The organism is Sphingopyxis soli, from assembly GCF_018682675.1.
GTDB lineage: Bacteria > Pseudomonadota > Alphaproteobacteria > Sphingomonadales > Sphingomonadaceae > Sphingopyxis > Sphingopyxis soli.
Genome location: NZ_JAFMTR010000096.1, coordinates 20,812 through 27,148 on the forward strand (window position 1 = coordinate 20,812; position 6,337 = coordinate 27,148).

The following is a 6,337-nucleotide window of genomic DNA, read 5'->3' on the forward strand; positions in this document are numbered from 1 at the left end:
CTCCTGCCGGTTCGACGTGGCGCCGTCCGGAGATGGACCCCCGCCTGCGCGGGGGAACACGAACCATTTTCGACTATGCGACATGCTCACAGAGAGAAGCCTTCGCCCAGATACAGTCGCCGCACCTCGGGGTCAGCGACCAGTTCGGCCGGCGACCCGGCAAGCAGCACCTTGCCGTCGTAGATGATCGCGGCGCGGTCGACGAGGTCGAGCGTCTCGCGCACATTATGGTCGGTGATCAGCACGCCGATGCCGCGCGTCTTGAGGTCCGCGACGAGGTCGCGGATGTCGCTGATCGACAGGGGATCGATGCCCGCGAAGGGTTCGTCGAGCAGGATGATCGACGGGTTTGCGGCGAGCGCGCGGGCGATTTCGGCGCGGCGGCGTTCGCCGCCCGACAGCGCCATCGCGGACGAATCGCGCAGCCGCGCCAAACCGAATTCGTCGAGCAGCTCCTCGAGCCGCCGTTCGCGCGACACCTTGTCGGGTTCGGCAAGTTCGAGAACGGCTTCGATATTCTGCGCCACCGTCATCCCGCGGAAGATCGAGGTTTCCTGCGGCAGATAGCCGAGCCCGAGGATCGCGCGCCGGTACATCGGCAGCGCGGTGATGTCCGACCCGTCGAGCATGATGCGTCCGGCGTCGGGCTTCACCAGCCCCATGATCGAATAGAAGCAGGTCGTCTTGCCCGCGCCGTTCGGGCCGAGCAGGCCGACGACCTCGCCCTTCGCGACCGAAAGCGAGACATCCGACAGCACGACGCGCTTGTCGTAGCTTTTGGCGATCGAGATGACGGCCAGGCCGTTGCCTGCGACGGCATCCTCGCGGACATGCGCCTTGTGCTCGGCGACGCCATGATCGTCGCTTGCCAGCGTGCCTGTCGTGAATTCGTCGGTCATACGCAGCTTGGTCCGTTCTAGCCCCCGTGCGGCGTTACCCCAGCGACGCGCCCGTGGTCAATCTGGCAAGATTATTGCAGGGGTGCGCGAGCGCAGCAAATCAGGCGGCAGCGAACAGGTCGCCGTCGGGGTGCAGCCGCTCGCGCTCGGGCAGGTTGAGCCCCGCCATCGCCTCGCGCAACTCCTGCCGCGCGACGACATGGCCGATGCCCATGCCGCCCAGATGCGCCTTGTCGAGCAGCGTGAGGCCGGCGGGGAAAAGCTCGCGATAGATGACGCGTTCGCCGAGCCCCGGAATGACCCGAAAACCGACGCGGCGCGACAGCTGGGTCAGCGCCTCGCCGACGCGGCGCATATTGTGTGCGTCGACGTGCTGCAGGCGGTTGCGCAGGATGATCCAGTCGATCGTCCGCCCGTCGGTCTTCGCGCGCGCCTTGCGCGCGTCCCAGATGAGTTCCGAATAAAAGCTCGGCCGCGTGACCTGGAACGTCTCGGGATCGACCTGCCCGATCAGGTCGAAATCGATGAAGCTGTCGTTGATCGGCGTCACCAGCGTGTCGGCGCTCGTCGCGAGGTGGCGCGCGAAAACATCGTCGCGGCCGGGGGTGTCGGCGACGAAATAGTCGATGTCACCCGTCAATCGCTCGACCTGTGCGTCGAGTTCCTCGATCGTCGTCCCCTCGAACACCTCGAACCGCGGCGTCGGCAGTTCGATGTCGCGGCGCTTCGCGGTGTTCTGGCGATTTTCGAGATAGCGGTGGAAGGTGCGCTGGCGGGGGTCGAGGTCGATCCCGGCGACGCGCCAGCCCTGGCTCGCCAGCGCGACCGCGAAATGCACCGCGCAGGTCGACTTGCCGGTGCCGCCCTTCTCGTTGGCGAAGATGATGCGGTGCGGGGCGGGCTTCGTCACGTTCGTCGACATGGGGCGTTGCGATTTTCCTGTTGGCGGCGCATGGCAGCCGCTTGGGGTGGCAGTTGGGCCGCCAATATCGGAGGGCGGGCGGCCGTGCAAATCATCCGTGACATTGCGACGCTCCACCGCGCGGTCGATGCGCTGAAGCAGGGACGCAAAAGCGTCGCGCTGGTGCCCACCATGGGCGCCCTGCACGAGGGCCATCTCTCGCTCGTCCGCATGGCAAAGCGCGTCGCCGACCATGTCGTCGTGTCGATCTTCGTCAACCCGACGCAATTCGGCCCGAACGAGGATTATGCCGCCTATCCGCGCGACGAGGCGAAGGATGCCGCGCTGCTGGTCGAGGAGGGCGTCGCGCTGCTCTGGGCGCCCGATGTCGGGGTCATGTACCCGGCCGGCCATTCGACGCATATCGAGGTCGCCGAGCTCGGCGCCGATTATTGCGGCGCGGCGCGGCCCGGCCATTTCGACGGCGTCGCGACCGTCGTCGCCAAGCTGTTCAACCAGGTCCGTCCCGACATCGCGATTTTCGGCGAGAAGGACTGGCAGCAGCTCGCGATCATCCGCCGCATGGCGCGCGACCTCGATTTCGCGCTCGACATTTTGGGCGCGCCGATCGCGCGCGACAAGGACGGGCTCGCGCTGTCGTCGCGCAACGCCTATCTCTCGGCGGCCGAGCGCAAGGCGGCGACCGCCTTTCCGAACGCGCTGAAGGCCGCCGCGAAGGCCATCGTCGGCGGCGCCGACGTCGCCGATGCGCTGGCGAAGGCCGAGGCGGACATCGTCAAAGGCGGCTTCGACAGCGTCGATTATGTCGCGCTCGCCGACGCCGACAGCCTCGAAAGATTGACCGAGTTCAGCGAGCCCGCCCGCCTGCTCGCGGCGGCGCGGATCGGGAAAACGCGCCTGATCGACAATCTTGCCGTCGGCTGATCGCGGAAAAATCCCCGCATCTCTGCTGGCTTTCGCAGCTATCCACAAAAAACTGCCGCGACCGTTAACGCTTTGTTGACCATAAGCCGCAAACTTGGGCCCCGAGGTCTCCGTGGGGTGGAGACGACAGGGGGTTATCATGGCGAACAGTCTGAAGTCTGCCCAATATCTGATCGAAAGCCGGCTGCTCGATGCGGCGCGCGGCGACGCCAATGCCTATTTCGACCTCGGGATCGCCTTCTCGACCGGCAGCGGCGGAGTCGATGTCGACCTGATCCAGGCGCATAAATGGTTCAACCTGGCCGCGCTTGGCGGCAGCCGCGAAGGCCAGCAGTGCCGCGCCGACGTGTCGAGCGAAATGAGCCGCGACGAAATCGCCGAGGCGCAGCGCCAGGCGCGCGCCTGGCTCGACGAAACGGCCCGCCGTCCCGCCGCCCGCCGCTTCGCAGCTTAATCGCTCCGCTAACGCGGATGCGGCACCAGCCCGCTCTGACGAAGTCACACAGAACGCTTGAACGGCGTGTGCCCTTCAAGCCATTCCATCTCGGATTCCTCGGCGCGGCGTTCCTGTTCGAGGTAATCCGCGACCGCGCGGCGAAAGCCCGGATCGGCAATGAAATGCGCCGACCAGGTCGCGACGGGACCATAGCCGCGCGCGAGCTTGTGCCCGCCCTGTGCGCCCGCCTCGACCCGCGCGAGACCGCGCGCGATCGCGATATCGATCGCGCGATAATAGCATAGTTCGAAATGCAGATAGGGGATGTCGCGGACACAGCCCCAGTAGCGTCCGTAAAGCGTGTCGGCGCCGACGAAATGCATTGCTCCCGCGACCGGCGCCTCGCCGTCATAGGCGATCGACAGGATGATCCGGTCGGCCATCCGCGCGCCGAGCAGGTCGAACGCCGCGCGCGTGAGGTAGGGGTGGCCCCATTTGCGGGCGCCGGTGTCCTGGTAAAAGGCCCACATCGCCTCCCAATGCCCGGGGCGGATCGCATCGCCGGTCAAATCCTCGATGCGCAGGCCTTGCGACGCCCGCGCCCGTTCCTTGCGGAGCTGTTTGCGCTTCTGCGAGGTCAGCGTGGCGAGGAAATCGTCGAAGCTGCCATAGCCCGCATTGGCGAAATGAAACTGGATATCGCGCCGGACCAGCCAGCCCGCTTGCTCGAAGACCGGCATCTGTTCGGGCGCGACGAAGGTTGCGTGCGCCGACGAGAGACCGTTCTGGCGCACGACCGCCTCCGCGCCGCGGATCAGAAGCAGCGCGGTTTCGTCGTCCTGTGCCAGCAGGCGCGGGCCCGGAACGGGGGTGAAGGGCGCCGCGATCTGGAGTTTCGGATAATAGTCGCCGCCCGCGCGCGCCCACGCGTCGGCCCAGGCGTGGTCGAAGACATATTCGCCCTGGCTGTGCGACTTGAGATAGGCGGGGGCGGCGCCGACGAGTGCGCGGCCCGCATCCTCGACCAGAATCGGCGCGGCCTGCCAGCCGGTGCCGGGTCCGACGCTGCCCGATTCTTCGAGCAGCGCCAGGAAAGCATGGCTGACGAACGGATTGCCGCCGCCCGCCAACGCATCCCATGCCGCCGCGTCGACTGCGGCGACGCCGGTGCCGAGCGAGATGGTTCGGGCTGGCGGGTCGGCTTCGGCCACCGGAGTCCTTATGCCGGTTTCACAGCGACGATCGCGTCGACCTCGACCGCCGCGCCGAGCGGCAGCACCGCGACACCGACCGCGCTGCGGGCATGGCGGCCGGCTTCGCCGAACACCGACTCCATCAGTTCCGATGCACCGTTCGCGACTTTGGGCTGCGCGGTAAAGCCGGGATCGCTGTTCACGAACACGCCCAGCTTGACGATCTTTTCGACGCGCGACCAGTCGCCGCCGACGGCGTTGCCGATCTGCGCCACCAGCATCAGCGCGCAGCGGCGCGCGGCGTCATAACCCGTCGCCTCGTCCATGTCGGCGCCGAGGCGGCCGGTCACGACCTGTCCGTCGCGGAACGGAAGCTGGCCCGAGATATGGAGCAACCCGCCCTGCTCGACGACGGGGACATAGGCGGCGACCGGCGCGGCCGGTTTCGGCAGTTCGAGGCCGAGTTCGGCGAGCTTGGCGGTGACGTCGGGCATGATGGTTCCTTTATACCAGTTCGGGATCGGGCGCCGGGATATTCTCGGCAAGCCGCGCCAATATCCACTCCAGCGCCGCCGTCCAGCCATCAATCCTTGCGTGCGCATGGCGGGCGGGGGGCACCTTGTCCGCAATCGCGGGTTCGCCGACCATATGCAGCCGCCAGACCTGCGGCGCCTCGGCTGCGACCGACATGTGATGGTTGGCGAGGTCGTCGATGAAGATCGCAACGCTCGGCTCGCGCTCGTCGATCAGGCGCCGCACCGGCTCGCCCTTGCCGCCGCGGCTGCCGATCACCGGCGCGGCGAGGCCCAGCGCCGCGAGCTGGTCGGCGCGCGTCTGCTGATGATCGGGGCCGACATTGGTCAGGACAACGATGTCGGCGTGCCCAGCGATTGCCGCCATCGCCTCGAGCGCCCCGGGGATCGGCGTCTGGCGCCCCATTTCGGTACGGAAAAACCCGTCGAGCAGCGGCCAGACCTCGGCCGCCTCGAGGGGCGTCCCGCATTCCTTGCGCTTCAGCGCATTGGCGAAACTCGTGTCCTCCATCCGAAAGATCACGCCATGCTCTTCGTCGACCCACTGCGCGAAGGGGACGACCATGTGCATCAGCACCTCGTCGCAATCGGTAATGACGAGCGGGCGGGTCATGCGTCCATCCTCTGGTTTCCTTCGAGCCGCGCAGCGGCGGCCGCCAGCGCTTCGGGTTTGACGTCGAGCGCCGCGGCGCAGGCGATCAGATCGGCCTCATGGGCGATGAGGAAGGACAGGATCGCTGCGAGCGTCGCGCGGTCCCCGAGCGAGGCGCGCAGGCCATCGGGATCGAGCCCGGTCATCGCGAGCAGCCGTTCGGCGCGCGGCTCGTCGCTCACTATCCAGCCAAGCGCGTGGAGCGCGAGCGCCGCATCGTCTTCGAACAAGCCAAATTTCCCTTCCGCGCGAGGCAATTGAGTCGCGCGGCCGATTCGCCTAAACCGGCCGCGGGTACAAGGTGGGGAACGGAAGAGACATGGGCAAGACCATCCTGGTCGTCGAGGATAATGAGCTGAACCTCCGCCTGTTCTGCGACCTGCTCAACGCCCATGGCTACAGCGCGCATCCGGTGCGCGACGGGCGCGACGCGCTGGAAAAGGCGCGCGAGGTGTCGCCCGACCTCATCATCATGGACATCCAGTTGCCGCATGTCTCGGGACTCGAGCTCATCGGGCAGATGAAGACCGACGCGGCCTTGCGCGCGGTTCCGATCATGGCGGTCACCGCCTATGCCGGGAAGGGCGACGAGGAGCAGATCAAGGCCGCGGGCGCCGAGGCCTATGTGTCCAAGCCGATTTCGGTGATCAAGTTCATCGAAAGCGTGGGGGCGTTTGCCTGAGCGACCGGTTTCGACCGGAATTGGACCTATCTTTCATCGTCACCCTGAACTTGTTTCAGGGTCCATGGTCCGCCGTTTCCTTCGGCGCTGCGCCGG

The 6,337-nt window shown here is 66.9% G+C and carries 9 protein-coding genes; 3 read left to right on the forward strand and 6 right to left on the reverse strand.

The features are described from left to right. Positions 1 to 86 precede the first annotated feature (86 nt). A complete protein-coding gene (gene lptB, locus J1N50_RS14585; protein WP_215354922.1) occupies positions 87 to 899 on the reverse strand; it encodes an LPS export ABC transporter ATP-binding protein in 813 nt (270 codons plus the stop codon). Between the two features lie 100 nt (positions 900 to 999). Further along, on the reverse strand, positions 1,000 to 1,809 hold the full coding sequence (locus tag J1N50_RS14590; protein WP_425516950.1) for a division plane positioning ATPase MipZ: 810 nt from the start codon (positions 1,807 to 1,809) through the stop codon (positions 1,000 to 1,002). A 96-nt stretch (positions 1,810 to 1,905) separates the two neighbouring features. On the opposite strand from J1N50_RS14590, the gene panC reads away from it, so the two are divergent. After that, positions 1,906 to 2,745 carry a pantoate--beta-alanine ligase gene (gene panC, locus J1N50_RS14595; protein ID WP_215354927.1) on the forward strand — a complete coding sequence of 280 codons (840 nt, stop codon included), beginning with the start codon at positions 1,906 to 1,908 and terminating at the stop codon, positions 2,743 to 2,745. Between the two features lie 139 nt (positions 2,746 to 2,884). Beyond that, positions 2,885 to 3,199: a hypothetical protein gene (locus tag J1N50_RS14600; protein ID WP_058457490.1), complete on the forward strand. Its 315-nt coding sequence runs from the start codon at positions 2,885 to 2,887 to the stop codon at positions 3,197 to 3,199. A gap of 44 nt (positions 3,200 to 3,243) precedes the next feature. Here J1N50_RS14600 and J1N50_RS14605 read toward each other — a convergent pair whose 3' ends face one another. The 4 genes from J1N50_RS14605 to J1N50_RS14620 are packed head-to-tail and all read right to left on the reverse strand — an operon-like array spanning position 3,244 to position 5,789. After that, complete coding sequence (locus J1N50_RS14605) at positions 3,244 to 4,392, reverse strand: GNAT family N-acetyltransferase (RefSeq protein ID WP_215354928.1); 1,149 nt, start codon at positions 4,390 to 4,392, stop codon at positions 3,244 to 3,246. An 8-nt stretch (positions 4,393 to 4,400) separates the two neighbouring features. Next, positions 4,401 to 4,868, reverse strand: coding sequence for a RidA family protein (locus J1N50_RS14610; protein ID WP_215354930.1), 468 nt, complete (start codon positions 4,866 to 4,868; stop codon positions 4,401 to 4,403). Between the two features lie 10 nt (positions 4,869 to 4,878). Continuing rightward, positions 4,879 to 5,520 carry an HAD family hydrolase gene (locus tag J1N50_RS14615; protein ID WP_215354933.1) on the reverse strand — a complete coding sequence of 214 codons (642 nt, stop codon included), beginning with the start codon at positions 5,518 to 5,520 and terminating at the stop codon, positions 4,879 to 4,881. Further along, positions 5,517 to 5,789, reverse strand: a complete 273-nt coding sequence (locus J1N50_RS14620; protein ID WP_215354935.1) for a DUF3572 family protein — start codon at positions 5,787 to 5,789, stop codon at positions 5,517 to 5,519. Before J1N50_RS14620 ends, J1N50_RS14615 begins: the two co-directional genes overlap by 4 nt. Before the next feature lie 89 nt (positions 5,790 to 5,878). Between J1N50_RS14620 and J1N50_RS14625 the strand changes: the two genes are divergently transcribed. Further along, entirely contained in the window at positions 5,879 to 6,241 is a 363-nt protein-coding gene (locus tag J1N50_RS14625; protein WP_215354938.1) for a response regulator, read from the forward strand. Positions 6,242 to 6,337 lie beyond the last annotated feature (96 nt).